Below are 26,695 nucleotides of genomic sequence, written 5' to 3'. Positions count from 1 at the left end.
TCCAAACAACTCAAACGATTACTCGACAAGGAAGCGCCGCACCGCACCGAGCTGAGCAACGGCCAGATCATGAGAGCGGAGCAGGAGTCGGCGGGCGACGGTCACCACCGCGACGACCGGGGCGGCGCCACCGACGACCGTCGCGACGATCACCACGGTGGCAGCGACGACAACGGTGCCGACACCCACGGTCGACACCACCACTGAGGGCAGCGGGTGTTCGGCGTAGGTCGCCTGCCAGTGCGCACGCTGTACCTGGGGCAGCTCCTCAGCGGGTGAGATCCCCTGCGCCTACAGGACCGGTCCCTCTCCCTCGCGCTCCTGGTGGGAGTAGCGCTGTTCCTTCCAGGCGTCGCCGACGTTGTGGTAACCACGTTCCTCCCAGAAGCCGCGCCGGTCCTCGGTCAGGTACTCGATGCCGCGCAGCCACTTGGGGCTCTTGTAGCCGTAGAGGTGCGGGACGACGAGACGCAGCGGGAAGCCGTGCTCGGCGGTGAGGAGCTCACCGTTGTGGTGGGTGGCCAGGAGGGTCTCGGGAGCCGTGCAGTCGCGCAGACGCAGGTCGGCGGCGTAGCCGTACTCCGTCCTCCCGGCAGGCAAGTTCCACCAGGCCCTGGCTCTCCAGGGCGTTCGCCGACCGTAGACGTCGATGCCGGTCTGGGCAGCGCCAGGTCGGGGAAGGCCAGCCCATCGGGGGAATCCGTCGGTGCTCAGCGCGCTCTCGGTAAGCCGACGGATTCACGGCCTGGCGGCCAACGAGGGTTGGTCCGGTGTTCGTAAAGCGTGAGTTGTGTACGCCGCGCTGTCGCAGCATGAACCATGCGCACCCGACTCTCGTACCGGCCTCAGGACGAGCACCTCGCCTCCTCCCTCTCAACCCTGCTGAGGCGTGTTGGGGCCGATGTCGTATGCGACACCGGCAACCCCTGCTCCGATTCGTCCGATGACGACACGGTCGTCCTCCTCTGGTCCGCCGCCGCAGGGGTCGCGTGGGGCGAGACCCTGGCGGATATCGGCCCGCCCAGCGGACTCACCGGCACCGGGGCGGCCCGCCTCGTACCCGTGCGCGCCGACGACACACCGCTGCCGCCCTCCCTGAGCGACGTGCGCCACATACGCCTCGCGAACAGCAAGGAACCCATGACGGAGGGGACGGCGGCCATGATCGTGCACATGGGCCCAGCAGCCGGTCCCGCACCGGCCGTTCGCGGCCACTACTCCGAACACACCGTGGTCATCAGCGACTTCGGCCGCCTGGGCCTGTTCGCGTCCTGCCCGAGGTGCGGCGTGAGCAGTGAGCGGCTGCGCCCGTACATCACCGTCGATCACCTCGACGACCGCGCTCTGCGTCTGGTCATCTGTGGCGCGTGCGGCTGGCAGGATGCCTGCGACTTGTGACCAAGGAAAACTGGGAAGACCTCTGACAGGTCGAAACCAAGCCACACGGGGCCCAATATGAACCATCGAAATCGACGCCGACGGAGAAACCGGAACCGGAACCCGCACGAGGGGATACCTTCCTGCCCACCCGATGCCCCGGCCAAAGCCCCGCAAGCCGAGAGGGTTCGAACCGGAACCGTGCGCTGGCGGACGTACGTCGGCCCGATGTACTCGGCGCCCTGCGTCTCCGACGGGGCCGTCTACGTGGCCGGCCGTGGCCTGTGGGCCCTCGACGCGGCCGACGGATCCGTCCGGTGGACCAACGCCGACGTCGGCTGGTTCAGTTCTCCCACCGTGTCCGGTGACACCGTCTACATCGCGGACCGCGGCAGGTTCTACGCTCTTGACGCCGCCAACGGCCGAGTCCGGTGGCGCAAGCGGATGACCTGGGACTCCCACACGCCGCCCGCCGTCGCGGACGGCCTGGTACACCACGTCGACACCGGCCGCTACCTCCGTACCTTCGACGCGGTGACCGGGCGTCGCCGCTGGCGGGTGAGGTACCGGCGCAGAGGCATGAACGATGCGGGGCCCGTGCTGGTCGACGGCACTCTGTACGCCGTCGACGACCGGGGAACGGTCCGGGCCTTCGAGTCGGCCACGGGCTCTGTCCGCTGGCAGCAGTCCACCTTCGCCCGTTGGCCCGTCACACCCCTGGTCCAGGACGGCACCCTGTATCTGGGGGGAGGCGTGAGCAGCGACGTGTACGCACTGGACGCCGCCACCGGCGAGCAGCGCTGGACGGCGTGGCCCGACCTCGCCTACAGCAGCTTCAGGAGCACACCCGCGATCCACGGCAACACCCTGTACATCGCCGGCACTGACTACCGCCTGTATGCCCTGAACGCCACTACCGGCGACACCAGATGGCGCGTCATCACCGACGGCCCCATCCATTCCTCCCCTGTGGTGGCCGACGGCACGGTGTACTTCGGCAGCGAGGAGGGACACGTGTGGGCGGTCAGGGCGGACAACGGCCGAGTCCGGTGGAAGATGAAGACGGGCGGGAAGGTCGAGTCCCCGGTAGTGGCGGACGGTGTCGTCCACGTATGCAGCAGAGACGGCTACCTCTACGCGATAGAGGCAACCCCGACCCCGAAAAGACAGTGAGGCCGAGGGCCGCGCGCCTTCCGGCGCACTCGTCGAGGCCATGCACGACCGGGTCGCCAAGAAGCGGCGCCGGCACGAAGCCGCTGGTGTTGGCACTCGCCTCGACCGGTTCGACGGGGTGTGGTGGCGTGCGTGGTGGTCGGGGAGGGCGGGTGAGACGGCGGACCATGAGGGTGATGAAGGTCCAGGTGATGTGGGCCTCGCTGTGGGAAACGAGTCGCTCGTAGTCGCGGACATGTCTCTTGGCTCCCGTGATCCACGAGATGGACCGCTCTACTCTCCACCGCTTGGCGAGGACCGCGAAGCCGTCCTGGTCTTTGCGGCGGGGCACCGTCTTGAGGGTGATGCCGAGGAAGGTGTGGGACCAGTCGACGAGGGTTCCGCGGATCAGCAGCGGTGGCCGGGCCAGTGAGGGTCCTCCCAGCGATCGTGGCCGGTGAGGCCGAGCAGCCGTATGTGGTGGAGTAGCTCCTCTGATACGCCATGGGCCCGGAGCCGGGCAGGGGCATTGCGGACCAGCCAGGCGGTCAGCTCGGTGCGTGTCGCTTCCTCGTTCTCCCAAGCGTGCCAGGGGAGTTGGTCTCCAAGTAGGTCGCACTCCCATGCGCGGCTGGATGGGCCCGGGGCTGACGCAAAGGCATCACCAGCACCGAGTTCGTCCAGATCGTCAGGGACCAGTACGAGCAACTGCTCGCCAGAGATGTGACGTTCGCCGAGGACGTCTCCCAGCTGCGAACCGGCTCCGCGCCCCGCGCCATGGCGACCTGGCGCAACCTCGCCATCGGCGCCCTCCGCCTCGCCGGCGAAACCAGCATCGCCGTCGGCCTCCGGCACGCCCGGTCAGCCATTCGGTTCGGCGGCGTAGCGTGGCTTGGCGGCTTCGCCGAGGCGTTGCGTAGCGGGCACGAACAGCACGCTGCCGACGCTGCCAGGCGACGAGGGCCGGCGGTGCGTTCGAGATCCAGTTCACAGCGCGGCAACGTACGGCTGCCGCGCGTTGGGGGCCGGACCTTTCCAGGTCATCGGCCGCCTTGGCTCTCACCGCGGCGGTGCCGACTACTGGCGGGTGAGCCCGGCGGGATCGATGCCGACGGGGAACGGGGCGTTGATCCGGGTGGTTGCTCCGGCGAAGGCGGTGGTGGTTTCCACGTACCGGCCTGCGTGCAGTTCGCTGACGATCAGCCGCGGGGCCGGGTCGAACTCCAGGCGCCAGAAGTGCGGGATCGCCGCTTCCGCGTAGAGCGGGGGCTTGAACTTGCGGTCCATGGTCTTGCTACCTGGGGAGGCGAGATCGGTGGTGTGACGGTTGATGGATCTTGGGGTGAAGAAACCGGAGCCCTCAGGGGTGGAACCTGTCAGTATCCCCGGATGGAGATCCGTCGCATCACTCAGGTCGAGGCCGTCAAGGCGGCCGGGCACCTGTTCGATAATTCCCCTCGGCAGGGAGCGACTGAGCGTTTCCTGGCGGACGAGCGCCACCACCTGCTGATCGCCTACGTCGACAACGTCCCGGCAGGCATGGTCACCGGTGTCGAGATGACGCATCCGGACAAGGGGACCGAGATGTTCCTGTACGAGCTGGGTGTGGATGAGTCGTTCCGCGGGCGGGGCGTCGGCCGGACTCTGGTGTCGGCGCTTGCGGACCTGGCGCGCGAACGCGACTGCTACGGCATGTGGGGGATCACGGACGAGGACAACGCGGCGGCACTGGCGACGTACAGACACGCCGGAGGCACACCGGAAGGGGAGCAAGTGGTGCTCGTCTGGACATTCGATCAGACGTAGATCCACAGGTCGGACCCGCTTGCCGCATCAGGCAGTTGGGACGCGCGGCCCGGGTCCCGCACCCAGCGCGCATCCCCGCCAAACCGTCTGGGTGGCGACACGAGTACGCGTCCGTGAGATCGACGATGACGAAGGCAGACGACTGTTGCGGATCATCCGCCACGGCTCCGGCTCGGTGGTGACCTGGCGACGCGCACGGATGGTGTTGCTGTACGCCCAGGGCGTGGCCGTAATGAAGATCGCCGAGGTGACCTTCACCATCGCGGACCGGGTCCGGGACGTGATCCACAACTTCAACACCGACGGCTTCGACTCCCTTTACCCGAAGTACTGAGGCGGCCGCCCGAAGACCTTCACCCTGCCCGCTCGGGGCGGAAACGGGGGACGGGGCCGTAGTGCGAGACGGGCCAGCCGTGCACATGGCGCTGGCCCGGAGGAACGCGGCGGGGTGCGGTGGGGGTGCTGCCCAGTGCACCAGAGTGGTCGCTTCCCATGGGGGCTCGCCTTCCTCGGGCCGGCCAGTCCACTGTGCAGCCTGGGTGCCCGCCGCCCAGGGGCCGAGGCGCACTCCGTGGTCCACGCGCGTCGTGCTCGTGCCGTCCGTGCTCGTGCCGTCCGTGCTTGTTCCGTGCGTGCTCGTTCCGTCCGTTCTCGTCGAGCTGTGGCAGGGCTCACTAGAATGGCGACGACAGTGCCGCGCTGACCAGGTGGTCTCCCGGTGACCCGATGGTTTCCCGGTGCTGGCAGCCAGGAACGAGGAGGGCCGCGATCATGCGTGAGCTGGCGGACACGGCACGGCGGTGGGCGGCTCAGGGGCGCCCGGCCGTACTGGCCCGGCCGATCACCGAGCAGGGCTTCGGGCCCCGGCACCCCGCCGACGCGCTCCTCATCGACGAGGACGGGAACCGCCAGGGCACCTTGTACCGCGGTGCGTTCGACGACCATCTGGCCGCAGAGGCCGCGGCCCTCCCGCCCGGGCACACCGCGCGGGTGTGCGAGGTGGCCGTACACGACGACGAGGTCAAAGAGGCACGGCTGACCTGCGGCGGACAGGCCGAGATCCTGCTCCAGCCGCTGCACACCGTCCCCGCCCGCTGGTGGGACCTGCTGAGCGAGGGCGCCGACGCCGCGCTGATCACCCGGATCGACGAGGAGCGGACCCAGGCTGTCAGCGACGTCGTCACTCCGGGGGTCGTCACTCCGGGATCGCAGGGTGATGATCCGGCGGCCGTCGTTCAGGCCGCCGAGCAGGCCAGGCAGCTGCTTGCCCGCCACCGTGCCGGACGCGAGACCCGCCGCGCCGACACCGGACTCGTCCTCATCGAGGCCTGCCCAGCCGTCCCTCACCTGGTCATCGTCGGCGGCGGCGAACTCGCCGAACTCCTCACCACCCAGGCGCAGGTGCTGGGCTGGCAGGCCACGGTCGCGTACGCCGCCGGGGATGCCCGCACACTGCTGGCCGACCGTCCGGCCGCGGCCTGCCTGATCGTGCTCAGTCACGAGCCCGACCTCGACATCCCCGCCCTGCACACCGCGTTGACGGCCGGCGTCCCCTATGTCGGCGCGCTCGGCTCACGCCGTACCCAGGCCCGCCGCGCCGAAGCCCTCACAGAGGCGGGGCTCACCGAGGAGCAACTGCGCCGCATTCACGGCCCGATCGGACTCGACATCGGCGCCCGCACTCCGGCGGAGACGGCCTTGGCCATCTGCGCCGAGGTTCTCGCCGCACTGAGGTGACGGTAGGTGCCGGTCGGCCGGCTTATGGGCTGGTCACGCCCGCCGCGTCGAGGGCCAGCCACACCCGGTCGCGAGTGAGCGGGAGTTCGGTGAAGCGGAGGCCCGTCGCGTCGCGCAGCGCGTTGGCGAAGGCCGGGGCGACCGGGTTGAAGGGGCTCTCGCTCATCGACTTGGCGCCGAGGGGACCGATGGCGTCGGCGGTCTCCATGAAGTGGACCTCCGTGCGCGGGATGTCGGCGTACTGAGGGAGGCGGTAGCGGCGGAAGGCGGCCTCTCGACCTCGCCGCGGGCGTCGACGGGCACGTTCTCGAAGAGCGTCGCGCCCAGCGCCTGAGCCACACCGCCCTCGACCTGGCCGCGGCACTGCATGGGATTCATCACCTTGCCAGCGTCGGCGGCATGCACACCGCGCAGGATGCGGATCTCGCCGGTGCCGGGATCGACGGCGAGGCGGAACCACTGCGCGTTGAAGGCGACCGAGCGCGGGGTGCCGCCGAAGTGCCCGTCGGCGGCGCAGGTGACACCGGCCGCCCTGGCCGCCTCGTACAGCTCCTTCAAGGCCAGGCGGCAGCCCTCCTCCGCCGCCGCCTCGCTGTCCGCGACGACGGCCGCGACGCGCTGGCCGATGTAGCGGACGGTGTCGTCGAGGACGCGGGTGTCGTCCGGATCCTCCTCCGGGTGCTCGTGAGGGGCGGTGGAGAAGTGCCGTTCCGGCGCGGGGCGGTGCCCGTGACGACCTGCGGTCCGGCGGGGGCCGGAAGGTTGCGGCCCACGGCCTCGCCGGCCGAGGGAGCCTCGGCGTGACACACCCCTCGTACCGCGTCCTCGATGGCCCGGTAGCCGGTGCAGCGGCACAGATTGCCCTTGAACGCCCTGGGAAGATCGGCCAGTTGATCGTCGTCGAGCGCCGCGGTCGTCATCAGGAACCCGGCCGTGCAGAAACCGCACTGGAAGCCCTGCGCGTCCAGGAACTTCCGCTGTACGGGGTGGAGTTCGCCGTCCTCGGAGGCCAGGCCCTCGACCGTGGTGACCTCGCGGCCGTCGACCCGGAAGGCGGGGTAGAGGCAGCTGTGTACGGGCTCGCCGTCCACGTGGACCGTGCGCGCGCCGCAGTCGCCCGCGTCGCAGCCCTTCTTCACGCCGAACCAGCCGCGCTCACGCAGATAGGTCCGTAGGCACTGGCCGGGGCGTGGCTCCTGCGTGAACGGCCGGCCGTTCACCTCGATCCCGAAACTCACTGCGGCTCCTCACCGTGGGACAGCTCGCGGCGGATGTCCTCCGCGTACCGGAACGTCATGTGCCGCCGCCATTCGGGAAGCCCATGGATGTCGTCGAACCACTCGTCGTAGGCGACGGCCGCGTCGATCGCCGTACGCAGTCCGTCCGCCGTCGGCGGCAGCGGGAACCACAGCCGGACCGGGCGGACGGGCGAGGCGGTGATCGTGATTGAGAGGGAGTGGTCGACCGGGTCCAGAGTGCCGATGACCAGGGCGCCGGAGCGGCCGAGCCCGTACAAGGACGCCTGCCGGAACGCCGTACGGCAGGCGAGGGCGCGGGAGGGCAGGGTGATGGACCGCAGAAGCTCGCCCTCGGCCAGGACCTTGCGGCCCGCGCCGGTCACGAAGTCCACGACGCGGACCCGGCGGCGTACACCGTCCTGGGCCTGCAGCAGGCACTCTCCGTCAAGGGCGGCGGTGAGGGAGATCATCGGGCCGGCCGGGAGGGAGTTGCAGAGGTTCCCGCCGACCGTGGCCATGTTCCAGATCTTGAAGGAGGCGAGGAACGCGCGGCAGCACTGCTCGAACAGGGGCGCCGCCTCGGCCCGCAGCTCCCTCGCGAACCGGGACAGCTGGGCGATCGTGCAGGTCGCGACAATCTCCAGCGAGCCGTCCGGGTGCGGCCGCACCGGTGTCCAACCGGTCCGGCTCAGGTCCACCAGCCGCCGCAGGTGCGGCTGCGGCTCGGAGAACAGGTACGTCCCGCCGCCGAGCCAGGCGTCGCCCGGCCGCCAGGGCGCGGGATGCCGTGCGTCCCGTATCTCCACCACGGTGTTCAGGTCCATGAGCGCCAGTGAAGCAACGCGACCGGGCCCCGGACGACTGGTTCACGACACGGAAACGCCGAGTTTTCCGGCGGGTGTCCTGGAGGATCAACCAAGAGGCATACCGTTCGCCTCACCTTGCACTTACGATGCGATCACTCGCATACACCTGGTGAATGTGAGATGCCGGGCACGCGCCCTCGTGCCCGGCTGCCGCACAAGGAGCCAGAGCACATGCACGTCGACCACCTCCTCAAGGACGAGTCCCTGGGCCTGCGCCTGCTGTGGGCCGAGGAACACAGCTGACGCGGGAGATCAGCCGGGTGACCGCCACCGACCTGGAGGACCCCGCCCGTTTTGTGCGACCCGGCGAGGTCGTGCTCAGCGGCCTGGTGTGCTGGACGGCCGAGGGCGGGAGGGACAAGGCGGAGCGGTTCGTGGCCGCGCTGCGGACGGTGGGCGCCGCCGTACTGCTGGCGGGCGAGGAGACCCACGGCTCGGTGCCCGACGACCTCATCGAGGCGTGCGCGCGGCACGGCGTCCCGCTGGCGGCGGTCCCGGCCCACATCATGTTCCGCGCGATCACCGACACCGTGTACTTCCAGCAGTGGGGCGAGCTGAACCGCCTCCACGCGCTGCCCCAGAACGTACGCGTCCGGCTGAGCCGACTCGTCGCCCAGGACGCGGGCCCCGACGTGGTCGTCGCGTCCGCCTTCGCCCACGTCGACCGGGCGACCGCGTACGTCTTCACACCCGCCGGGCGGACCGTCGCGGCCACGGAGGGCGCGCGGCCGGTTTTGGCGCGGGAAGCCGTCGCGCTGCTGGCCAACGGCGCGGGGATCACGGTGTCCGTCCCCTCCGACGCAGTCTCCCCGTACGAGCGCTGGCACCTGTATCTGCCCGAGCCCGGCGGTACCCCGCCGCGCATGCTGCACGAGATCGCCGCGATCCTGGCCCGCTGCCAGGAGTCACGAGCCCGGCGCCGGGCCGCCGAACACCAGGCGGCGGACGAACTCGGCACCCTGCTCTTCGCACCCGGCGCCGAGGCCGCCGCCGTGGAAGGAGCGCTGCGGACCTGCGGGCTCCCGGCCCAGGGCCCCTACCGGGTGATCGTCGCCGAGACGGGATCTCAACGGGCGGGACTGGCGGAGGGGGCGCTGACGGAGGCCGTCGTCCCTGCGGGGCCGGGGCGCGCGTCCGTGGGGCGGCTGCCGGACGGCACGGCGTTCGCGGTCGTACCGGAGACAGGGGACGCTGCAGGGGGATGCGCGGAGTTCTGGCCGCTGGTCGCCGCCTGCGAGCCGTCCGTCCCGCTGCACGGCGGTATCGGCTCGCCCGCCGCCGGGCCGCAGGACCTCAACGGGGCGCTGTCCGAGGCCCGTTACGCCCTGGCCTCGGCACGCACCACCGCCCCCGACTCCTCGTCAGTCGTCGACTCCTCGTCCCTCACCGGACTCGACACCCTGCTGACCGGCATACCGGCCGAGGTCCGCACCGCCTACAGCCGCACCGTCCTGGGCCCCCTGCTGGACACCCGGAACGCCTCCGCCGCCGCACTGCCGAAGACCCTGGAGACCTTCCTTGCCCACGACGGTTCATGGGCCCGCACTGCGGAGGTCCTGCACCTGCACGTCAACACCGTCCACTACCGGATCCAGCGCATCGAGCACTTCACCGGCCGCGACCTGTCCCGCCTCTACGACCGCCTGGATCTCTGGGCCGCTCTGCTGTGCCGTACGCCGTCGGCTACGAGCGATCCACGTGCACGCTCGTCGACTTCACCCGCGCGGTGACCGTGACGCCGACCGCGAGGTCCAGCTCTTCGACCGCCTCCCGGGTCACGAGCGACATTACCCGGTGCGGCCCTGCCTGGATCTCCACCTGCGCCACGACCTCGTCGACCGTCAGTGCCGTGACGATGCCCGTGAACGCGTTGCGCACCGACGTGGGCGGGCCGCCGCCGACGGTGCCGCGTTCGTCCTCGACCGCACGCTCCCGAGCGAACCGGGCCAGCCCGACGCCGTCGATCACCCGGTTCCCCGAACCGTCCCGCCCCATGGGAAGCCTGCCCCCGTCCGCCCAACGGCGCACGGTCTCCGGACTCACCCTCAGCAGGCGCGCGGCCTGGCCAATGCTGTACGACGGCACACCGGCACCCTAGCCGTGTCACTGTGAGTGTCTACATGCGCAGCATCCGCTGTGTGATCTCCCGGTACTGCCTCAGCGCGTGCCGGAGTTCTTCCTGCTGTGTCCCGGGGTCCTGGTCCTGCCAGGTCGCGTGGAGAACGCTCCGCCGTTCCGCGAGGGTGCTCATGAGCTGGGCGGTGACCTCGTCGAATGCGGTCTCGGCCTCTTCCAACGCCTCACGTGGGCTGTCGGCGAAGGTGTTGAGGGCGTGTTGGAGGCGCTGGGCGAGCTTGTCCCGTTCGTCCGACGGGATCAGCGGCTCGGGGCCCGGCGTACGACGCCCGGGCGAACCGGGCTGTTTGTCCGGGGGCTGCTGGGCGCGTGACTGGTCGTACATCATCGAGTGCCACTTTCCTGTACGTCGTACCGGCCGCGTCGGCTTCGTCGCCCTGGGCGGGGCCGCGCTCCGCACCGTGCTGTCAGTCAACGCCGGGCAACCGGCGGTGTCAACGTGATGTCGACAGGGTCGAGTTCCGGCGGCTGGGCAGCGGTTCAGGGGGAGCAGGGAACCGGGGCGGCCCAGCCATGACCGTGCTGTGCGCTCGGGCCACTGCTCGGGTGAGACGGCGGTGAGACGGCTGGGACAAGAGTGACAGGAGTGAGAAGAGCGCCGCCCGTGATCTGACGGGATAATGGCGAGCACCATGGCTGGGATCGAGGAGAGCGGCCAGGGGTCGACCGTCGCATGGGTCGATCCCATGGGAGACCCGTTTCTGCGCACGCGGTTCGTCCCGCCGGCGAGGCCCGTCACCTTCCTGCGGCGAGAGCGCCTGGTCGAACATCTGGACCAGGCGCTGCTGACCCCGTTGACGGTGGTCAACGGAGCGGCCGGGGCGGGGAAGACCCTGCTGGTCGCCGAGTGGGTCACTGGACTGGCGCAGCCGGTCGCCTGGTTCACCGCCGACACTTCGGATCAGCAGCCCGGGATGTTCTGGGCATACGTGCTCCAGGCCCTGCGGTCCTCGGGCGTGCCGGTCCCCGGCGACATTCGCTGTCCCGCCGACGCGAGCAGGGTGGACCGCACACTGCTGGCACGGCTCGCCGCCGAGCTGAGCGGACGCGACCGGCCGGCGATCGTCGTGCTCGACGAATTCGACCGCGTGACCGCGCCGGAGATCGCGGAGCAGCTTGAATTCGTCCTGCACCATGCCGGACCGGGAATGCGCCTCGTCCTCGTCACCCGCACCGAGCCGCTGCTGCCGGTGCACCGTTACCGGGCGGCCGGTGACCTGACGGAGATCCGGAACGCGGAGCTGGCCTTCACACCCGAGGAGGCGGCCTTACTCCTGGAGCTGCACGGCCTGCGCCTGCCCGCGCACGCGGTGGGGGCACTCGTGGACCGCACCGGCGGATGGGCGGCCGGCCTGCGGCTGTGCGCCCTGGCCGCGCGGGAGAGACCGGATCCGGAGAGATACCTGAAGGAATTCGAGGCTGGGCGGAGTACGGTCGCCGACTACCTCCTGGCCGAGGTGCTCAAGCGGCGTACTGCCGAGACCCAGGACCTCCTGCTGCGGGTCAGCATCCTGGAGCGCCTCTGCCCCGATCTGGCCAACGCGCTGACGCGGCGTACTGACGCCGAGCCCATTCTGGCCGAGCTGCACCGCGAGAACGCGTTCGTCGAGGACCTCGGACGCTCGTGGTACCGGCTCCACCCGCTGTTCGGGGAGATCCTCCGGGCGCATCTGCGGGAGCGCTGTCCTGGACTGGAGCCCGAACTCCACCGGCGGGCCGCCCGGTGGCTGCTGCGCTCCGGATTCCTCCCGGAGACGATCGCCCACGGCGCCGCCGCGGGCGACTGGGAGTTCACCGCCGACGCCTTCGTCGACAGCCTGGCGATCGGACAGCTCTTCACCGGTCTGCGCCGTGACGAGCTGGCCGAGCTGTTCTCCCGGATGGGACCCGAGGCCACGAGTCCTGCGACGGACGTCGTCCGAGCGGCCCGGGACCTGTCCCAGGGCGACCTCGACCGCGGTCTGGCCCGTCTGCACCAGGCCGGGGCGAGCCTGGCCGCGGACGCGGCCGACGCGGCCACCGACGTGCCCGGTCCGGCGGCGGCACGGCTGAGCTGTGCGCTGCTGGAGGCGCTGGCGGCCCGTCTGGCCGGGGCCCCGCTCCAGGCGGAGAGGGCCGCGGAGGCGGCCGAGGAACTGAGACAGGCGGTTCCCGCCCACCTCTTGGGGCAGCATCCCGAACTCATGGCTCTGCTGCTGACCCATCTGGGCTCGACGCGCCTGTGGGCCGGGCGTTTCGAGGACGCCCGCACCGCGCTGTCCGCTGCGGCGGGCTGTCCCGGCGGGGCCTCGACGGCGCTTGTGCGAGAGGAGTCCTTGGGTCACCTGGCGCTGATCGACTACCTGAACGGCTGGCACGGCAGGGCGGAGCGCAAGGCTCTGGCGGCGACGACCGACTCGGAGCGCTTCGGTCTGTGCGGGTCGTCCGGCCCGGACATCGGGCGGATGGTCCTGGCCGCCGTGGCCGTCGACCGGAACGAACTGGATCACGCCCAAGCCCTCCTTGACGAGGCGGTCGGCTCGCGCCCGGCGACACGGGACCCGGTGCCCGCCACGGGCCGGTCCCTGGTGAGGGCACGTCTGCTGCTGGCCCGAGGCAAGACCCGAGCCGCCCTGGCGGCGGTGGACCCGACGGTTTCCACGGACGTGGCATCACCCTGGGCGCAGGCTCATGCCGCCCTGGTCGCCTCCGCCGCCCACCTGGCCGAGGGCCGGCCGGACGCGGCTGCCGAGGTACTGCGACAGGTGCCGGACGACCAGCCGGCCTGTGTGGTGGAGGCCGCGCGGGCCCAGCTGGCGGCGGGCCGCCCCGCCGCCGCGCTCGACCTGCTCGACCGCCTGCGCGCCGAGGGTCCGGCCGGTCCGGCGGTGACCGTGCGGGCCATGCTGACCCGGGCGCAGGCCGCACTGGAGGCGGGTGACTCCGCCGCCGCGCGCAAGCTCGTGGGCCAGGCGCTCCTGGAGGCCCGGCGCGAGCGGCTGCGGCGGCCCTTCCTCGAAGCCGGACCGTGGATCCGACGTCTCCTGGGCACGGCGCCGCTGCAGCCACTGGCCGCGGGCTGGTTGACGACCGGCGACGCGCCCCGGCTCGAAACGCCCGCACCGCTCGTCGTGCAGGAGCTGAGCGAACGCGAACGCGACGTTCTGCGGCGGCTGGCCCAGATGATGTCGACGGAAGAGATCGCGGCCGACCTCTGCGTGTCGGTGAACACGGTCAAGACCCACCTCAAGAGCGTCTACCGGAAACTGGCGGTGAACCGGCGCAACGAAGCGGTGCGCCGGGCGCGCGAGCTGCGGCTGCTGTGAACCCGTACCGGTGACCACCCTCGCCCGTCACGGGTGAGGCGCGGGACGAGCCGTTCGGATGCGATGGGAGTGGCGGCACCACGCACCTCCCGACCGGGCGGGGCGCCCGGAGCATCGCGAATCCGGCGATGTGGCCGATGTCCCTCGTTCCGGTGCGCCGAATCGGAGAGAAGGCCTTGATGTCCCGGACCGAACCCGCCGTACCCTCAGCGGCCGATGCCGACCACCGGGAGCAAGCCGACTACACCGGTGGTGTCTACGGGTCCATGCTCGCCGCATCAGTGGTGATCGGCACCGGCACGCTGGGCTCGTTCCCCCATCTGGAGCTGGCGGGGTTGCTGTTGGGCACCGGCGTGGCGTTCTGGATCGCGCATGTGCACGCCCAGCTCTTCGGGGCGCGTCTGGCCCGGCAGGCCCTGGACCGGAGGGCCGTCGTCGAGGTGTGCCGTGCGGAGTGGCCGATCGTCAAGGCCGCCGTCCCGCCGACCGTGGCCGTGGCCGTCAGCCCGCTCCTGGGCCTCGGCCTCCAAGGCACCTTCTGGCTGGCGCTCGCCGTCGCCGTGGCCGGGCAGGTGGGCTGGTCGGCGGCAGCGGCACGCCGCGCGGGCGCCTCCTGGTGCCTCACGGCCGTCACCGCCTCGATCAATCTGCTGCTCGGCCTGCTGATCATCTCGTTCAAGCTCGTCCTGACGCATTGAAAGGTCGTTCTGAGCCCATGCGCTACGAGATCCGTGTCGAGGGACACATGACGGAGACGCTGACCAAGGCGTTTCCGGAGATGGACCACGTGGTGATGTCCGGCCAGACCGTCCTGTTCGGCCCCGTTGTCGACGAGGCGCACCTGTACGGGCTGCTGGCCCGCTGTCAGTCGCTGGGGCTGCACGTCATAGAGATGCGCCGGCTACCGGAGTGACCCGGCGTACGCCGTCCCGGGGGCAGGGACGATCACCCGCCGGGGGTGACCCGGCAGCGGGCGGCGCGCGGGACGCTGACCCGGTGAACCCCGCACACCGTCCCGTCGGCGGTCCGGCGACGACCCGCTCGACCGCGTCAGGACTCGACCGCGTGAGGAGGAGCCATGACCGAATCGCGTGGTCCGGCGCCGCGTACCGAGCCCGGGCCCAGGCCCGAAGCGGCGGCTTCCCCACCACCCACCGACCCCGAGGAACTACTGGCGGGACTCGGCCGCTCATGGACCTGGATCCTGGGCTCGGCGATCACGACGCTGGTGCCGGGCATCCTGGTGCTGGTGTGGCCGGACGAGACCCTGCACATCCTGGCGGTACTCATCGGTCTCTACCTGGTCGTGACCGGGGTGTTCCGCTTCGTGGCGGTCTTCGGCCGCGAGGAGCACGGCGAGCGGATTCCCGGGCTCTTGCTCTCGATATTGTTCGTCCTGGCCGGGGTGCTGTGCCTGAGGAACCCGCTGCAGACCATCGCCGCGCTCTCGCTGATCGTCGGCGTCGTCTGGCTCGCGTCCGGCATGCTGACCGCCTACACGGCCATCGCCATGAAGGCCCTCCCGCACCGTGGCGTCGTCTTCTGCGCCGCGGCGCTCGGCATCGTCGCGGGAGTCGTGGTGCTCGCCCTGCCGACCGAGTCCGCCCGCGCCCTGACCCGGCTGCTCGGTCTGTGGCTCGTCCTGCTCGGCCTGATCGAACTCGTCCTCGCCTTCGCCTGGCGGGCCGCACTGCGCCGCGCACGCGCCGCGGACCCGTACGGCTCGGCCCAGTCGACCTGAGACTCCGCGGCGGACGTTCACCCGTCCCGGGTGAGGCCGGACCAACCTTGCCGTGCGCATGCTGAATCCGGAGGGACGACTGCCGGGTGAACGCCCGGGATGGAGGAGCGACATGAGCACACAGATGTACCTCGCCTACGACTACCCGCTGCTGAGCGTCTTCTGGAGCATGCTCTGGTTCTTCCTGTGGATCATGTGGTTCATCCTGCTCTTCCGGATCATCATCGACATCTTCCGTGACGACGAACTGGGTGGTTGGGCCAAGGCCGGCTGGCTCCTGTTCGTCATCCTCCTGCCCTTCCTGGGCGTCCTCGTCTACGTGATCGCCCGTGGCAAGAACATGGGGCGCCGAGAGGTGAATCAGGCCCGCGCGCAGCAGGAGGCCTTCGACTCCTACATCCGGCAGGCGGCGGGCAGCGGCACCGGAACCAGCAGCGTCGACGAACTCGCCAAGCTGTCCGAGATCCGCGCCCGTGGCGACATCACGGACGAGGAGTTCCGCAGGGCGAAGGAACTCGTCCTGAGCGGTCAGGGCCAGTCCAGCGGCCCGTCCAGCGGTTCGGGCACCGCCACCTCCGGCCAGTGAGGCGCCGGCCGAGGCGACGCCGGGCAGCACGATGTCACCAGGTAGCACGATGACGGCGGGATCGCTCACAGGTGGAGGGTGAACCAGGTGGTCTTGCCGTCGTCGGTGGGTCGTACGCCCCAGTCGTCGGCGAGCGCGCGGACGAGGATCAGTCCGCGCCCGGATTCGTCGTCCTCGGCCGCGAAGCGGGGTTGGGGCAACTGCGGGCTGTGATCGCCGACTTCGACCGTCAGGTCCAAGGCCGTCCGGCACACGTGCAGTCCGATGGGGCCCTGGGCGTGCTGAACGGCGTTGGTGAGGACTTCCGAGAGCAGCAGCCGCGCGTCGTCGGCCTTTGTGGCGCAGCCCCACGAGGTGAGGGCCTTGCTGAGGAAGGCTCGACCCTCGGGGACGGAGTCGGGGACCGCCGGGAGGTCGAGGGAGACGGCGGCGAGCGGTGCTTCGGGCAGCCGAGTCAGCAGCAGGGTGACATCGTCATTGTGGCCCTCGGCGTCGGGCAGCAAGGTGGTCAGGACGTGGTCGGCGGCCACTTCCAGGTCGGGGGCGGTGGTGAACAGGCCGCTCAGCGTGCTGGTGAGCTGGGAGAGTTGGTCCTCGATGTCGCTGCCGGGGGTTTCGATCAGTCCGTCGGTGTAGAGCACGAGGGTGGCGCCGGGCGGGATGACCGCGCTGCACTGCTGGTAGAGGACATCACCCACGCCGAGGGGCGCGTTGACGGGCGCGGGCAGCGCACGGGCGCCCTCGCCCGGGGTGGCCACCAGGGTGGGCAGATGTCCGGCGGAGCAGATCGTCACCGCGCCCGCGTCGGCCGCGATCACCAGGTAGCAGCAGGTGACCAGTTGGTCCGGGACGTCGAGGTCGGCGACGGCCGCGTCGAGGGCCTGCATGAGCTGGCGGGGCTGCATACCGGTCTTGGCCAGGGCGTGTGCGGCGGAACGCAACTGGCCCATGACGGCGGCGGCTTCCAGCCCGCGTCCCATCACGTCGCCGATCAGGACGCCGACGCGGCCGGCGCCCAGCGGGACCAGGTCGAACCAGTCGCCGCCCACCCCGGCCCCCTGGGTGGCGGGCCGGTAGCGGCTGGCGGTCGTGAGACCGGGGATGGCGGGCGGAGTGCCCATCAGACTGCGCTGCAGGGTCAGGGCGATGTGCCGCTGTTGTTCGTACAGGACGGTCAGCTCGGCTTCGGCCCGCTTGCGATCGCTGATGTCGCGGACGATGGCACAGGCACCGATGACCTCGCCGTCGGGGGAACGTGTCGGCCACAGGGTGATGTCGACGTCAAGGAGATCACCGTGCCGGGTGACCCGCAGTGTCTCGAAGTGCTCGACCCTTTCCCCGTTGCGCAACAGGTCCATCAGGAGGTCGATCTCGTGGCCGTGGTCGGGCGGGGCCAGCAGGGACACGTGGCGGCCCATGACCTGGGCGCGTGTGTACCCGTAGAGGCGCTGGGCGGCGGCGTTCCAGTAGGTGATGTGCCCGTCGAGGGTCTTGGCGAGGATCGCGTCCTGGGAGGACTCGACGAGCGCGGCCAGCTCGTTGATGCGTTCCTCGGCTGCCTTGCGGTCGCTGACGTCGCGGACGGCGGCGGAGACGAGGAGCCCGTCGGAGGTCTCGAGGGGGCTGAGGCTGATCTCGACGGGGAACTCGGTGCCGTCCTTGCGCAGGCCGTGGAGTTCGAGTCCGGCGCCCATGGGGCGCACCTGGCGGTTGTTGGTGTAGCCGGTCCGGTGCGCGGTGTGGTGGGTTCGGAAGCGGTCGGGTACGAGCAAGTCCACTGTTCGGCCGAGGAGTTCCTCGCGGCCGTAGCCGAAGAGCGCTTCCGTTTGGGCGTTGACGAGTCTGATCGTTCCGGTGTCGTCCACGATCACCATGGCGTCCGGCGCCGCCTCCAGCAATCCCCGGAACCGGTCCTCGGCCGCCTTGCGGTCGCTGACGTCGCGGACGGCTGCGGAGACGAGGAGGCCGTCGGTGGTCTCGAGGGGGCTGAGGCTGATCTCGACGGGGAACTCGGTGCCGTCCTTGCGTAGGCCGTGCAGTTCGAGTCCGGCGCCCATGGGGCGCACCTGACGATTTTCGGCGTAGCCGGAGCGGTGCAGTGAGTGGTGGGTTCGGAAGCGGTCGGGTACGAGCAAGTCCACCGTTCGGCCGAGGAGTTCCTCGCGGCCGTAGCCGAAGAGCGCTTCGGTCTGGGCGTTGACGAGTGTGATCGTCCCGGTGTCGTCCACGATGATCATGGCGTCGGGTGCCGCTTCCAGGAGCCCCCGAAACCTGTCCTCGGCGCCTCCCGGACGGACACCGCACTCCCCGGCACAGCACGTCGACGCCGCGCCGCCGGACGCCGAGTCCGGTGCGGCCGAAGCCGAACTGATCGTTTCTCCCACGTTCGCCCCCCACAGACCCTCCGCATGGGGTCCTTCGGGCCATCTCAGCGCACTTGGGTCGCGGTCACTCGGGCATGTCTCATTCTGGCCGCACCGCGGTCGATCGTGTCTGCGGTGAGCGCGGGCCACGTCCGTCTGCCGACATGTTTCAGTCGTGAGTCGGCCCTGCGGGCCCACCGGCCCACCGGCTCACCGGTCCGGCCGGGCGACGGCGGATCGGCCGTGAGGCGGGACGACCGTGCGCCGGGACGACCGTCGGGCGATGCTGAAGGGGGTGACGAAGGGAGCCCCATGTCCGAGCGCTCGGATGCGGCCGCCGGGGCGGGCCGATGCGGTCTCCTGCGGCGGGTGGCTCCCGGCCTCGCCGTACTGGCCGGCTACCACCGTTCGTGGCTGCGCGGTGACCTGATGGCCGGAGTGACCGTCGCGGCCTATCTCGTTCCGCAGGTCATGGCCTATGCGGGCCTCGCGGGACTGCCGCCGGTCGCGGGGCTGTGGGCGATCCTTCCCGCCCTGCTGCTGTACACCCTGCTGGGTTCGTCACGGCTGCTGTCCGTCGGGCCCGAGTCGACCACCGCGCTGATGACCGCCACCGTGGTGGGGCCCCTCGCCGCGGGCGCCCCGGACCGGTACGCCGCGCTCGCCGCCGGGCTCGCGGTCGTGGTCGGGGCGATGTTCCTGGTGGCGTGGGTGGCACGGCTGGGCTTCCTCGCCGACCTTCTGTCACGGCCGATCCTGGTCGGCTACCTGACGGGCGTGGCGCTCATCATCATCGTCGACCAGCTCCCCAAACTGACCGGTGTCCGCACCTCGGGATCCGAGTTCTTTCCTCAACTGCTCTCCTTCGTGAGGAACCTGGGAGAAGCCCATCCCGCCACGGTGATCTTCTCCGTGGCGGCGATCGCGTTCCTTTTCGCGGTCGCGCGGTTCTTCCCCGGTGTCCCGGGCCCCCTGCTGGCCCTGGTGCTCGGCACGGTGGCCGTCGCGGTCTTCGGACTCGAGGACCACGGCATCGCCGTCATCGGCGCGGTACCGGCCGGGCTGCCAAGCCCCGGCCTGCCGACGCCGGGAGACCTGCCGCAACTGGTACTGCCGGCACTCGGCGTGCTCCTGGTCGGCTACACCGATGTCATCCTCACCGCGCGCGCCTTCTCGGCTCGCGGCGACGAACTCGACCCCAACCAGGAACTGTTGGCCCTGGGAGCCGCGAACCTGGGCGCGGGCGTGCTGCACGGCTTCCCGGTGAGCAGCAGCGCCAGTCGTACCGCGCTCGCGCACTCGGCCGGGGGCCGCAGCCAGGCGTACTCGCTCGTCGCCGGCGCGGTGGTCCTCGCCGTGTTGCTGTTCCTCAGCCCGCTCCTCGCGCACACGCCGTCGACCGTGCTGGGCGCCCTGGTCGTCTATGCCGGGGTTCGCATGATGGATCTGGCCGGGTTCCGGCGGCTGGCCTCCTTCCGGCGCCGGGAGTTGCTACTGGCCCTGGGCTGTCTGGCCGGAGTGCTGGCCCTGGACATCCTGTACGGCGTGCTCGTGGCGGTCGGGCTCTCCGTCGCGGAGCTGCTCACCCGGGTGGCCCGCCCGCACGACGCGATCGAGGGTCTGGTGCCGGGACTGGCAGGCATGCACGACGTCGACGACTATCCACAGGCCCGCACGGTCCCCGGCCTGCTTGTCTACCGCTACGACTCGCCCCTGTTCTTCGCCAACGCCGAGGACTTCAAGCGGCGGGCGCTGGCGGCGGTCGACCGACACGAAGGTCCTGTCGACTGGTTCGTCCTCAACACCGAGGCCATCGTCGAGGTGGACATCACCGCGCTCGACGCGGTCGACGCCCTGCGCCAGGAACTCGAACAGCGTCACATCGTCTTCGCGCTCGCCCGCGTCAAACAGGACCTGCGCGACGACCTCGACGCCTTCGGGCTGACCGAGGCCATCGGCACCGACCGGATCTTCCCGACCCTGCCCACGGCCCTGGCCGCCTACCGGGAGTGGCTCCGGCGCGGAGGCCGCTACCTGGAGAGGGAGACGTAGTCGGCTTCCTCGAAGAGGCATCGGGGCGAGCCGGTGCCTCTGGACGCAGTCGTGCGGGACAAGCCCAACAGCCCCTGCGGACAGGGCCGCCCTCCCACGCTCGCCCCGCGGGTCCATAGGGCCGATCGGCCCCTTCCGGGGACCTGCGGCCCCTGCACCGCGAACCCCCACGACACGACCCTGGAAGAGGGATCGAGCGATCCCGGTCCAGGAGGTGGAGATCATGCCCCGCACCGTCACCGTAGGCCTCGACGGCTCGCCCGAGAGCCGTGTCGCCGCCGACTGGGCGGCCCGGGAGGCGAAGCTGCGCGGGCTGCCGTTGAAGCTGGTCAACGTCTGGGAGCCCGCTCCGACCCCCATCGCCCAGGCCCCCCTGCTCGGCCCGGAGACCCGTCAGCAGTGGAGCGAACACATACCTCGTGAAGCGGCCGGGGAACTGCGGGCGGCCCACCCGGAGGTCGAGGTGCTCGTCGAGCAGGTCACCGGGAGGCCGGCCGAGGTGCTGACCGACGCCGCGAAGGACGCCGAACCGCTGGTCCTCGGATCCCGTGGACTGAGCGGGATGGGCGGTTTCGTGGTCGGCTCCGTCGGCCTGGCCGTCGTGGCCCACGCCGAGCGTCCGGTCGTCCTCGTACGGGCCGAAGAAGACACCTCGGGCACCGACTCCGGCGTTCCGGCCCCGCGCCCCGTCGTGCTCGGACTCGACACCACGGCCCCCGACGACACCCTGATCGGCTTCGCCTTCGAGGCGGCCGTCCTGCGCGCCGCCTCCCTGCGTGTCGTCCACGGCTGGAACGAGCCGCCCTACATCGCGTACGGCATGCCCCCGGACCTGGCACTGAACGCCCAGATCGGCGCGGAGGAGGCCGCCGCCGTGAGCGAGGTGCTGCGGCCGTGGCGGCAGAAGTTCCCGACGGTGGACGTCGTCGAGGACTCCCTGTCCGGGAAGGCGGCCAACCACCTCGTGGACGCCTCCGCGGAGGCCTCCCTGGTCGTCGTCGGCCGCCGTATCCGCCGTTCGGCGCTCGGCGCCCACATCGGGCCGGTCACCCATGCCGTACTGCACCACGCCACCGCCCCCGTCGCCGTGGTCCCGCACGACTGAGGCCCGACACGACCGATCACCCGACGACACAACCGATCAACCGACACGACTCACCATCAGGCACGCCTCACCATCCGAGGAGAGACGCCCGTGAATGCGGCAGTCGTACGAGCGTGGAGGGAGACTTGTCATGGTGGCGGTGCCCGCGCACGGGACCATCCGGGTCATCCGCGAGTCCCGGCCCCTCGTCTCAGGCGAAGGACGGTGAGGACGGTGGAGCTGCCCCTGGTCGTGGGCGTCGACGGCTCGGAGCCCAGCCTGCGCGCCGTGGACTGGGCGACGGCCGACGCCGCGCTGCGTGGCGCACCGCTGCGCCTGGTGTACGCGTCGCTGTGGGAGCGCTACGAGGGAGCCGCGCTCGCCGAGGGCCTCGGCAGGTCCTCGGAGCAGGTGATGGCCGACGACATCGTCGAGGCCGCCGCGCGACGGGCCCACCGCCGGGCCCCCGAGGTGAAGGTCACCACCGACGTCCTGCCCGACGACGCGGCGAGCGTGCTGCTGAACGAGGCGCACACCGCCGCCGCGCTGGTCCTCGGGTCGCGCGGCCGCAGCGGCCTCGCCGAACTGCTGCTCGGCTCGGTCAGCCTCACGGTCGCCGGCCGCGCCGCCTGCCCGGTGATCGTGCTGCGCGGCGACCAGGACAACCAGGCAGGGACCAAGACGCACCGGCGCGTGGTCCTCGGAGTCGGCGAGGGACCGCACGGCACGGCGGCCACCCGGTTCGCCTTCGAGGAGGCCGAGGTCCGCGAGGCCACCCTGGACGCCGTACGGGCCTGGCGCTGCCCGGTGTACGAGAGCGCCGACGACCCTCTGCTCGAGGGAGAACCGGCCCGTTTGCACGAGCAGCGGGCCGCGGAGATCATGGAGTCGGCGCTGAGCAAGGCCGCGGCCGGGCATCCCGCGGTGGATCTGCACCGCAGGACCGCCGAGGGCAGCGCTCGCCGGATCCTGCTCGACGCCTCGGACGGCGCCGACCTGCTGGTCGTCGGAGTCCGGCGTCACCACGGACTCGCCGGGCTCCAGCTCGGCCGGGTCGCCCACACGCTCCTGCACCACTGCGCCTGCCCGGTCGCCGTCGTACCGCAACGGGGATGAGCGACTCAGAGGGTCGCCGCGTGGTCGGGGACGTAGGTCTGCAGATCGCGCGGCGGGCGCACATAGCCGGTCGACGGCGGCCGGGGCGGCAGTTCGAGAACTGGTGGCTTCACCTCGTGGTACGGAACGGAGCCGAGCAGGTGGGCGATCATGTTCAGGCGGGCCCGGCGCTTGTCGTCGCTCTCCACGATGTACCACGGAGCCTCCGAGACGTCCGTGTGCACCAGCATCTCGTCCTTGGCCCGGGAGTACGCCTCCCAGCGGGTGATCGACTCCAGGTCCATCGGCGACAGTTTCCAGCGCCGCGTCGGATCCTTCAGCCGGCGCCGGAACCGCTTCTGCTGCTCCGCGTCGCTCACCGAGAACCAGTACTTGCGCAGCAGGATCCCCTCCTCGACGAGCATCCGCTCGAAGATCGGGCACTGGCGAAGAAAGAGCTGGTGCTCCTCCTTCGTGCAGAAGCCCATGACCTGCTCGACGCCGGCGCGGTTGTACCAGCTCCGGTCGAACAGCACGATCTCCCCGGCGGCGGGCAGATGCTCGACATACCGCTGGAAGTACCACTGGGTGCGCTGGCGCTCGGTCGGCTTGGGCAGCGCCACGGTCCGTGCGACGCGCGGGTTGAGAAGCTCCGACACCCGTTTGATCGTGCCGCCCTTGCCCGCCGCGTCCCGGCCCTCGAAGACCACCACGAGCCGAGCGCTCTCGGTACGCACCCACTCCTGAAGCTTCACCAGCTCCGTCTGCAGGCGCAGCAGCTCCCGCTCGTACGCCGCAATCGGCACCTTCGCCGTCTTCTGGCCGGCCATGCCGCCTCCTCCGCTCGATCACGCACACCGATGCCACGCCCTGCGACACGCCTCGTGACGCACCTCGATGACTTACGGAGTCACCATGCCCAAGGTCGAACCGCCCAAGGTCGAACACCAGGACAGCACCGTACTGACCGACGAGGAACTGCGCACCCTGGACGCCCACTGGCGAGCCGCCAACTACCTTGCCGTGGGCCAGATCTACCTGCTCGCCAATCCGCTGCTGACCGAACCCCTGACCCCCGCGCACATCAAGCCGCGGCTGCTCGGCCACTGGGGCACCTCACCCGGCCTCAACCTGGTGCACACGCACCTCAACCGAGTGATCAAGGCCCGTGGTCTGGACGCGCTGTGCGTGTGGGGGCCCGGACACGGCGGGCCCGCGGTCCTCGCCAACTCCTGGCTGGAGGGGACCTACAGCGAGACGTATCCGAGCGTCTCGCGGGACGCGGCCGGCATGGAGCGGCTGTTCCGGCAGTTCTCGTTCCCCGGCGGGGTGCCCAGCCATGTCGCGCCCGAGACCCCGGGCTCGATCCACGAGGGCGGTGAGCTCGGCTACTCGCTGGCGCACGCCTACGGGGCCGCCTTCGACAACCCGGACCTGCTGGTCGCCTGCGTCATCGGTGACGGGGAGGCGGAGACGGGGCCGCTGGCCGCGTCCTGGCACTCCAACAAGTTCCTCGACCCGGTCCACGACGGCGCCGTGCTGCCGATCCTGCATCTCAACGGCTACAAGATCGCCAACCCGACCGTCCTGTCCCGGATCCCGGAGGCCGAACTCGACGAGCTGCTGCGCGGCTACGGCCACGACCCGATCCACGTCGCCGGCGACGACCCGCACGAGGTCCACCGCGCGATGGCGGACGCCTTCGACCGGGCCCTGGACAGCATCGCGCTGATGCAGCGCACCGCCCGCGAGGACGGCGTGCCCGAGCGGGTGCGCTGGCCCGTGATCGTGCTGCGCACCCCGAAGGGCTGGACGGGACCGGCGGAGGTCGACGGCCTGCCCGTCGAAGGCACCTGGCGCGCCCACCAGGTGCCGCTGGCCGCGGTCCGCGAGAACCCGGAACACCTGCGGCAGTTGGAGACCTGGCTGCGCTCGTACCGTCCCGAGGAACTCTTCGACGCCGAGGGGCGCCCCGTCGCCGACGTCCTCGCCGGCGTACCCGACGGATCGAAGCGACTCGGCGCCACCCCGTACGCCAACGGCGGCCTGCTCGTCCGTGATCTGCCCATCCCGTCCCTCGACCGCTACGCCGTCCCCGTCGACAAACCGGGCGCCACCCTGCACGAGCCCACCCGGGTTCTCGGCGACCTCCTCGAACAGGTCATGAAGGACACCTCCCACCGCCGGGACTTCCGCCTGGTGGGCCCCGACGAGACCGCCTCCAACCGGCTGGGAGCCGTCTTCGGCGCCACCGGCAAGGCCTGGCAGGCGCAGACCCTCCAGGTGGACGAGCACCTGGACCGGCACGGCCGCGTCATGGAGATCCTCTCCGAACACCTCTGCCAGGGCTGGCTGGAGGGCTACACACTGACCGGCCGGCACGGGCTGTTCTCCTGCTACGAGGCGTTCGTGCACATCGTCGACTCGATGGTCAACCAGCACATCAAGTGGCTCAAGACGTCGAGGGAGCTGGCGTGGCGCGCCCCGATCGCCTCCCTCAACTACCTGCTCACCTCGCACGTCTGGCGCCAGGACCACAACGGCTTCTCGCACCAGGACCCCGGCTTCGTCGACCACGTCCTCAACAAGAGCCCCGAGGTCGTACGGGTCTATCTGCCGCCTGACGCCAACACCCTGCTGTCGGTGGCGGACCACGTGCTGCGCAGCCGCGACTACGTCAACGTCGTCGTCGCGGGCAAGCAGCCCTGCTTCGACTGGCTCTCCATGGACCAGGCCCGCGACCACTGCGCCCGCGGTGCCGGGATCTGGGAGTGGGCGGGCTCGGCGAACGGGGACCGCGAACCGGACGTCGTCCTCGCCTGCGCGGGCGACGTCCCCACCCAGGAGATCCTGGCCGCCTCCGACCTGCTCCGCCGCCATCTGCCCGAGCTGGCCGTCCGCGTCGTCAACGTCGTCGACATGACCCGGCTGCTGCCGCGCGAGGTACACCCGCACGGGATGCACGACTTCGAATACGACGGGCTGTTCACCACCGACAAGCCGGTGATCTTCGCGTACCACGGCTACCCCTGGCTGGTCCACCGGCTCGCCTACGGCCGCACCGGCCACGCCAACCTGCACGTACGCGGCTACAAGGAGATGGGCACCACCACGACCCCGTTCGACATGGTCGTCCGCAACGACATGGACCGCTACCGCCTCGTCATGGACGTGATCGACCGCGTCCCCGGCCTCGGCGTCCGCGCCGCCGCCGTCCGCCAGCAGATGGCCGACGTCCGCACCCGCCACCACGCGTGGATCCGCGAACACGGCACCGACCTGCCCGAAGTCGCCGACTGGACCTGGAGCGGCTGAGCCCCCACCCCACTCCGGCCGAAATCCGGCACCCCACAAGGGAGTTCAACGCCATGACCGTACGCATCGGCATCGACATGAGGGCGGCCGACGACCGATGAGCGCGGAGCGGAACGACAGGGCCCGCGTACCCCGTGCGCTGCGGGGGACGCGGGCCATGGTCCTCGACACCGACGGCGTCATCACGGACTCCGCGCGGCTGCACGCCGCCGCGTGGAAGACGGCCTTCGACGCCTTTCTGCGCCCACGCGGCGAGCGCCCCTTCGACCCGCGCGAGGACTATCTGCGCCACGTCGACGGCAAGTCGCGCCTCGACGGAACCGCGGCCTTCCTCGAAGCCCGGGGGCTGCGGCCCTCCGACGCCGAGATCCGGGCCGTCGCCGCCCACAAGGAACGGCTGTTCACCGAGCGGCTGCGCGCCGGGCGCGTCGACGCCTACCCGGGCACCGTCCGCCTGCTGCGCGCCCTGCGGTCCACCGGGATCCCGCTGGCCGCAGCCTCCGCCTCCCGGCACGCGGGCGAACTCCTCGAACAGGCGGGAGTACGCGGTCTCTTCGACGCTCTGGTGGACGGAGAGGAGGCGGCCCGGCTCGGCCTGCCCGGCAAGCCCGACCCCGCTCTCTTCCTGGAAGCGACCCGCCGCCTCGGGGTCCCCGCCGAACAGGCCGCCGTCGTCGAGGACGCCCTCGCCGGAGTCGAGGCCGGGCGACGCGGCGGATTCGGACTCGTCGTGGGCGTCGACCGCGCCCGCACCCCGGCCACCCGGACCGCCCTGATGGAGCACGGCGCGGACCTGGTGGTCGAGGACCTCGCGGAGCTGCTCACACAGACGGAGGCCTGAG

At 70.9% G+C, this 26,695-nt stretch carries 23 protein-coding genes and 5 pseudogenes; 18 read left to right on the top strand and 10 right to left on the bottom strand.

Features of this window, described 5'->3' with window-relative positions; all coding sequences use genetic code 11:
- Positions 1–18 precede the first annotated feature (18 nt).
- A complete protein-coding gene (locus KVT44_RS24980; protein ID WP_217568694.1) occupies positions 19–189 on the bottom strand; it encodes a hypothetical protein in 171 nt (56 codons plus the stop codon).
- 102 nt (positions 190–291) lie between these two features.
- Positions 292–582, bottom strand: a pseudogene (locus KVT44_RS24975) (molybdopterin-dependent oxidoreductase); the annotation flags it as partial.
- Positions 583–819: 237 nt separating this feature from the next.
- Between KVT44_RS24975 and KVT44_RS24970 the strand changes: the two are divergent.
- From KVT44_RS24970 to KVT44_RS58265, 3 genes and pseudogenes are all read left to right on the top strand, one after another.
- A complete protein-coding gene (locus KVT44_RS24970) occupies positions 820–1,398 on the top strand; it encodes a toll/interleukin-1 receptor domain-containing protein (RefSeq protein ID WP_217568692.1) in 579 nt (192 codons plus the stop codon).
- Positions 1,399–1,578: 180 nt separating this feature from the next.
- Entirely contained in the window at positions 1,579–2,550 is a 972-nt protein-coding gene (locus KVT44_RS24965; RefSeq protein WP_217568690.1) for a PQQ-binding-like beta-propeller repeat protein, read from the top strand.
- A 696-nt stretch (positions 2,551–3,246) separates the two neighbouring features.
- A pseudogene (locus KVT44_RS58265) lies at positions 3,247–3,384 on the top strand (ISAs1 family transposase); the annotation flags it as partial.
- Positions 3,385–3,606: 222 nt separating this feature from the next.
- On the opposite strand, the gene KVT44_RS24960 reads toward KVT44_RS58265, so the two are convergent.
- A complete protein-coding gene (locus tag KVT44_RS24960; protein WP_254649820.1) occupies positions 3,607–3,816 on the bottom strand; it encodes a hypothetical protein in 210 nt (69 codons plus the stop codon).
- Between the two features lie 102 nt (positions 3,817–3,918).
- Between KVT44_RS24960 and KVT44_RS24955 the strand changes: the two genes are divergently transcribed.
- Both KVT44_RS24955 and KVT44_RS24950 read left to right on the top strand, forming a co-directional pair.
- A complete protein-coding gene (locus KVT44_RS24955; protein ID WP_217568688.1) occupies positions 3,919–4,335 on the top strand; it encodes a GNAT family N-acetyltransferase in 417 nt (138 codons plus the stop codon).
- A 91-nt stretch (positions 4,336–4,426) separates the two neighbouring features.
- Positions 4,427–4,666 (top strand): annotated as a pseudogene (locus KVT44_RS24950) (helix-turn-helix domain containing protein); the annotation flags it as partial.
- 31 nt (positions 4,667–4,697) lie between these two features.
- Here KVT44_RS24950 and KVT44_RS58260 read toward each other — a convergent pair.
- A pseudogene (locus tag KVT44_RS58260) lies at positions 4,698–4,829 on the bottom strand (sulfite oxidase-like oxidoreductase); the annotation flags it as partial.
- A 277-nt stretch (positions 4,830–5,106) separates the two neighbouring features.
- Between KVT44_RS58260 and KVT44_RS24945 the strand changes: the two are divergent.
- Positions 5,107–6,072: an XdhC family protein gene (locus tag KVT44_RS24945; protein ID WP_217568686.1), complete on the top strand. Its 966-nt coding sequence runs from the start codon at positions 5,107–5,109 to the stop codon at positions 6,070–6,072.
- A 22-nt stretch (positions 6,073–6,094) separates the two neighbouring features.
- Here the strand turns inward: KVT44_RS24945 and KVT44_RS24940 are convergent.
- Together KVT44_RS24940 and KVT44_RS24935 are read right to left on the bottom strand one after the other, a co-directional pair.
- Positions 6,095–7,310, bottom strand: a pseudogene (locus KVT44_RS24940) (molybdopterin cofactor-binding domain-containing protein).
- Positions 7,307–8,134, bottom strand: a complete 828-nt coding sequence (locus KVT44_RS24935) for an FAD binding domain-containing protein (RefSeq protein ID WP_217568684.1) — start codon at positions 8,132–8,134, stop codon at positions 7,307–7,309. Before KVT44_RS24935 ends, KVT44_RS24940 begins: the two are co-directional and overlap by 4 nt.
- 162 nt (positions 8,135–8,296) lie before the next feature.
- Between KVT44_RS24935 and KVT44_RS60590 the strand changes: the two genes are divergently transcribed.
- Together KVT44_RS60590 and KVT44_RS24930 are read left to right on the top strand one after the other, a co-directional pair.
- A complete protein-coding gene (locus tag KVT44_RS60590) occupies positions 8,297–8,419 on the top strand; it encodes a hypothetical protein (RefSeq protein ID WP_308314091.1) in 123 nt (40 codons plus the stop codon).
- A 17-nt stretch (positions 8,420–8,436) separates the two neighbouring features.
- Positions 8,437–9,906: a helix-turn-helix domain-containing protein gene (locus KVT44_RS24930; RefSeq protein ID WP_308314090.1), complete on the top strand. Its 1,470-nt coding sequence runs from the start codon at positions 8,437–8,439 to the stop codon at positions 9,904–9,906.
- Here the strand turns inward: KVT44_RS24930 and KVT44_RS24925 are convergent.
- Positions 9,860–10,261 (bottom strand): molybdopterin-binding protein, encoded by a 402-nt coding sequence (locus tag KVT44_RS24925; protein ID WP_217568682.1) that lies wholly within the window; start codon positions 10,259–10,261, stop codon positions 9,860–9,862. The two genes, KVT44_RS24930 and KVT44_RS24925, sit on opposite strands and share 47 nt — an antisense overlap.
- Positions 10,262–10,292: 31 nt before the next feature.
- Positions 10,293–10,640, bottom strand: coding sequence for a hypothetical protein (locus KVT44_RS24920; protein ID WP_217568680.1), 348 nt, complete (start codon positions 10,638–10,640; stop codon positions 10,293–10,295).
- 304 nt (positions 10,641–10,944) lie between these two features.
- Between KVT44_RS24920 and KVT44_RS24915 the strand changes: the two genes are divergently transcribed.
- From KVT44_RS24915 to KVT44_RS24895, 5 genes are all read left to right on the top strand, one after another.
- On the top strand, positions 10,945–13,617 hold the full coding sequence (locus KVT44_RS24915; RefSeq protein WP_217568677.1) for a LuxR C-terminal-related transcriptional regulator: 2,673 nt from the start codon (positions 10,945–10,947) through the stop codon (positions 13,615–13,617).
- A gap of 179 nt (positions 13,618–13,796) precedes the next feature.
- Positions 13,797–14,315 (top strand): hypothetical protein, encoded by a 519-nt coding sequence (locus KVT44_RS24910; protein WP_217568675.1) that lies wholly within the window; start codon positions 13,797–13,799, stop codon positions 14,313–14,315.
- 17 nt (positions 14,316–14,332) lie between these two features.
- The gene (locus KVT44_RS24905; protein WP_060897349.1) at positions 14,333–14,530 is read left to right on the top strand and encodes a hypothetical protein; all 198 of its coding nucleotides are present in this window, start codon (positions 14,333–14,335) and stop codon (positions 14,528–14,530) included.
- Positions 14,531–14,695: 165 nt separating this feature from the next.
- Positions 14,696–15,358, top strand: coding sequence for an HdeD family acid-resistance protein (locus tag KVT44_RS24900; RefSeq protein WP_217568666.1), 663 nt, complete (start codon positions 14,696–14,698; stop codon positions 15,356–15,358).
- Between the two features lie 112 nt (positions 15,359–15,470).
- Positions 15,471–15,944 carry an SHOCT domain-containing protein gene (locus KVT44_RS24895; RefSeq protein WP_217568664.1) on the top strand — a complete coding sequence of 158 codons (474 nt, stop codon included), beginning with the start codon at positions 15,471–15,473 and terminating at the stop codon, positions 15,942–15,944.
- A gap of 65 nt (positions 15,945–16,009) precedes the next feature.
- On the opposite strand, the gene KVT44_RS24890 is transcribed toward KVT44_RS24895, so the two are convergent.
- Positions 16,010–18,328: a PAS domain S-box protein gene (locus tag KVT44_RS24890; RefSeq protein ID WP_308314089.1), complete on the bottom strand. Its 2,319-nt coding sequence runs from the start codon at positions 18,326–18,328 to the stop codon at positions 16,010–16,012.
- A 291-nt stretch (positions 18,329–18,619) separates the two neighbouring features.
- On the opposite strand from KVT44_RS24890, the gene KVT44_RS24885 reads away from it, so the two are divergent.
- The 3 genes from KVT44_RS24885 to KVT44_RS24875 all read left to right on the top strand — a co-directional run bounded on the left by KVT44_RS24885 (position 18,620) and on the right by KVT44_RS24875 (position 22,559).
- Positions 18,620–20,359 (top strand): SulP family inorganic anion transporter, encoded by a 1,740-nt coding sequence (locus KVT44_RS24885; protein WP_217568662.1) that lies wholly within the window; start codon positions 18,620–18,622, stop codon positions 20,357–20,359.
- A 223-nt stretch (positions 20,360–20,582) separates the two neighbouring features.
- Positions 20,583–21,464 carry a universal stress protein gene (locus tag KVT44_RS24880; RefSeq protein ID WP_217568660.1) on the top strand — a complete coding sequence of 294 codons (882 nt, stop codon included), beginning with the start codon at positions 20,583–20,585 and terminating at the stop codon, positions 21,462–21,464.
- Positions 21,465–21,677: 213 nt separating this feature from the next.
- The gene (locus KVT44_RS24875) at positions 21,678–22,559 is read left to right on the top strand and encodes a universal stress protein (RefSeq protein WP_217568658.1); all 882 of its coding nucleotides are present in this window, start codon (positions 21,678–21,680) and stop codon (positions 22,557–22,559) included.
- Positions 22,560–22,564: 5 nt separating this feature from the next.
- Here the strand turns inward: KVT44_RS24875 and ppk2 are convergent, their stop codons facing one another.
- A complete protein-coding gene (gene ppk2 / locus KVT44_RS24870) occupies positions 22,565–23,368 on the bottom strand; it encodes a polyphosphate kinase 2 (protein WP_217568656.1) in 804 nt (267 codons plus the stop codon).
- An 85-nt stretch (positions 23,369–23,453) separates the two neighbouring features.
- Between ppk2 and KVT44_RS24865 the strand changes: the two genes are divergently transcribed.
- On the top strand, positions 23,454–25,853 hold the full coding sequence (locus KVT44_RS24865; protein ID WP_217568654.1) for a phosphoketolase: 2,400 nt from the start codon (positions 23,454–23,456) through the stop codon (positions 25,851–25,853).
- A gap of 97 nt (positions 25,854–25,950) precedes the next feature.
- Positions 25,951–26,694, top strand: a complete 744-nt coding sequence (locus KVT44_RS24860) for an HAD family phosphatase (RefSeq protein ID WP_217568652.1) — start codon at positions 25,951–25,953, stop codon at positions 26,692–26,694.
- Position 26,695: the final 1 nt, after the last annotated feature.

The sequence above is a fragment of the Streptomyces sp. GbtcB7 genome (genome assembly GCF_019091445.1).
Lineage (GTDB): Bacteria > Actinomycetota > Actinomycetes > Streptomycetales > Streptomycetaceae > Streptomyces > Streptomyces mirabilis.
Note: the sequence above shows the minus strand (reverse complement) of the source record. Positions and strands in the feature narration are given on the sequence as shown.